The organism is Pseudomonas sp. 05N434 (assembly GCF_056396965.1).
This window is the reverse complement of the sequence record NZ_JBFTMK010000587.1, coordinates 1-3,039: the sequence shown is the minus strand read 5'-3', so window position 1 is coordinate 3,039 and position 3,039 is coordinate 1. Positions and strand designations below refer to the sequence as shown.

The following is a 3,039-nucleotide window of genomic DNA, read 5'->3' as shown; positions in this document are numbered from 1 at the left end:
GAACACCGCCACCGTCTCGATCATGAAGGTGCGACCCCAGAACAGGTAAAGAGGGCTGGAGAACAGCAGACCGGCGAAAATATAGAAGCTGCGCGGGGCTAGCTTCAACGACTGGCAGATTGAGCGAGCCGGCAGCAGGCACAGCACCAAGAACACGAAAGAAACGATCCTGCCGACCTTGCCCAGATCGATGCCCGTGAACTTGCTGATCAGCGCCACCAGCGCCTGATAGAGCGGGAATTCAAACGGGATTGACCAGGGGGCGCCGGAGACGGGTGTTTCGTAGGCAAACTTGAAACCCTCCTTGATGAACCAGAAGGAGGTCAGCGCTGTTTGGGTCTGGCGAAAGCCGAACAATTCGAGCAATGGCTGCCCCGAAAAGCGAAACGCCAAATAGGTCGCGTAAAGCACCGTCAATACGGCAATGCATTTGATACTGCGCTCGATCAGCAGCTCATTATCTGCCAACTTGAATAGCTTCAAGGATCCACCCCAGCCCGTCTAAAAGTTTGAATATCAGAATTTTTTTTTTTTTGAATATGAATTGCGGCAACTTCCGGATGACCATCATGATCAATGACCAGAAGCGCGGTACATTGTTATTGCGCAACAATTTGCGCCTGTAGCATAACTACAACATTCGCACTGCCCACCCGTCTGGAAGTGAGTGATTTCACATATTAATTTTTTTGAAGAGTGCGCCAGGAATTAACTTAATTATCATCATGATTAATACCCAGAATCCCGGGGCGTAGAGGACGTCAACTTTTCGGTCGGTACCTTTTACAATGCGTTGGGCCACCTGCTCAGGCTTGGCCAGCAGTGCAGCAGGTAATGATAGACCTTGAGTCATCGGTGTATCGACAAACCCGGGCCTGATGTCGATGACATGTACACCGACTTTGTACAGCCGTGCTCGTAGACCTTCGCAAAAGGTGGAAACCGCAGCCTTGGCGGTACCGTATAAGTAGTTGGACGGACGACCGCGGTCGCCAGCTACCGAGGAAATCACAGCCAAGGTGCCACAACGCTGGGTTTCAAATTGGTTGGCCAGCAGCGTTAGCAGGGCGATCACCGACGTACCATTGTTGGCAAATTCCTGGAGCGCTACGCCGACGTCCTGCTCGCAGACTTTTTGATTGGGCAATGTGCCGTGCGCAATGAGCRCAATATCGATTTGCTGTAAGGTCGCTAGGCAACTGTCGAGCATTGCGCCGTGTGCTACAAAGTCGGTGGCATCCATGCAGTGAAGTGTTACTGATTTGGCGCCTCGACCTTTCAGGTCGGCTGCGGTTTGTTCTAGTTTTTCGAGGTTACGGGCCACGAGAAAAAATTCGCTGCCTTGTTCGGCCCATAGACGTGCACAGGCAGCGGCAATGGCCGATGTTGCACCAATAATTAGAATTCGTTTCATGCAGTAACTCGTTTCCAGAAGTGGGAATTCAGAGAGGGATCACGCAGTGCTTCCAGTCGTTCCCATGCGGGGTATGCTTTGCGGRAATCGCCGCCGGTCATGTGGGCATCCTTGGCCGGATACAGGCGACCACCACTCTCGCGAACGATGGCATCCAGCCTTGCAAACAGCCGCACCAAGTCAGCCTTCTGCGGAAAGTCCAAGGCTAGAGAGGTGCCGGGGAGAGGGAAGGACAGCAGGCCTGGCGAGGCGATGTTGCCACAGCGTTTGAGCACGGCGAGAAACGAGCCTTGGCCAGAGTCTGCAATGGCTTCCAGCAACTCGTGCATGACTACCTCGGCCACTGCGTCGGGTATCACGCACTGGTATTGCTGGAAACCTCGGCGCCCGTAGATACGGTTCCAGTGCAGTATCCGATCCAGCGGATAAAAGAAGGGCTCGTAGTCACCGCGTTTGCATGTGCTCTGGGCAGGATGCACCCTCCAATACATATCATTGAAGGCTCGCAATGACAGGTTGTTGATTAGAGACACTGGCGGTGTCAGCGGCATGCTCAACTTCGCTCGCTCGTCCACTTCCAGTGAACCATAACGTGCGTGGTCACCTACGATGAATACGCCCCGCCCGGTCTGAGTGCCTTTTGCCAGGCAGTCGATCCAGGCGACACTGTATTCATGCTGGTGATCGAGTTCGGCGGACAGGCTGAAGAATTCGCCCAGATTGCCGAAACGCACTACGGTGCTGTCGATCTGGCTGGTGCGAATGGGGATAAGCTGAATTTCTGCCCACACGATAATCCCAGTCAGACCTAAACCTCCAATAGTAGAGGTGTAAAATTCGGGATGCTCGGTAGGAGAGCAGGTCAGCACTCCTTCATTATGGCGCAATAAACCCAAACGCCGCACATGGTTGCCAAAGGTGCCGCGCAGGTGATGGTTCTTGCCATGGACATCGTTAGCGATGGCCCCGCCGAGGGTGGCAAACTGGGTGCCAGGTGTGACTGACAGGAACCAGCCCTGCGGGATGGAAATTGCCAGGATCTCGGCGAGGGTTACACCGGCCTCTGCTTGTACGGTTCCCTGCTGCCAATCAACCTGGATGAAGCGATTAAGAGCTCGCATGTGCAACACTTGATCGCTCGCGGCTAGGCAGCTGTCTCCATAACTACGTCCGTTGCCATACGGCAGGGTGCTCCCGTGCGTGGCGGCCACCGCATCGCGCAGAGACTCGACTTCGCTACGCCAGCTACAAGCGTGTGCAGTCTGCGGGGCATAGGGATAGCATCCCCAAGAGTGCAGCGGACGACTCATGCTGCTACCCAGAACACCAGCCCAAACAAAGCGCCAACGACCAGACTGCTGCGGTCGCGGATGGCGAACACTACAGGGTCATCATGCATTTGCCCGCGATGAGTGAGCATCCACACTCGAGTGATCCAGAACAAGAGCAGCGGGCAGGCTAGCCAGATCACCTGTGGGTGGGCATAAAGCCCGGTTGTAGCCTGATCATGGATGTATAGAGCCAAGACCATTACGGCTAGATAACCGGAAGACGCGCCCAGCGAGGAAATCATTTCCAGGTCGGCGGGATAGTAGCCTCGCCCACGGGTTTTCCCGGTATCGCCC

General features: G+C 54.9%; 3 protein-coding genes and 1 pseudogene. All 4 read right to left on the bottom strand.

Annotation, left to right across the window (positions count from 1 at the left end; translation table 11 throughout):
* The coding region (locus AC1DLB_RS26330; RefSeq protein WP_477785942.1) for a hypothetical protein at positions 1-483 on the bottom strand (483 nt) is incomplete at its 3' end.
* A gap of 190 nt (positions 484-673) precedes the next feature.
* Positions 674-1,414, bottom strand: a complete 741-nt coding sequence (locus tag AC1DLB_RS26325) for an SDR family oxidoreductase (protein ID WP_477785941.1) — start codon at positions 1,412-1,414, stop codon at positions 674-676.
* The gene (locus AC1DLB_RS26320) at positions 1,411-2,724 is read right to left on the bottom strand and encodes an FAD-binding oxidoreductase (protein ID WP_477785940.1); all 1,314 of its coding nucleotides are present in this window, start codon (positions 2,722-2,724) and stop codon (positions 1,411-1,413) included. The genes AC1DLB_RS26325 and AC1DLB_RS26320 overlap by 4 nt, the downstream gene beginning before the upstream one ends.
* Positions 2,721-3,039 (bottom strand): annotated as a pseudogene (locus tag AC1DLB_RS26315) (UbiA family prenyltransferase); the annotation flags it as partial. The pseudogene AC1DLB_RS26315 and the gene AC1DLB_RS26320, both read right to left, overlap by 4 nt.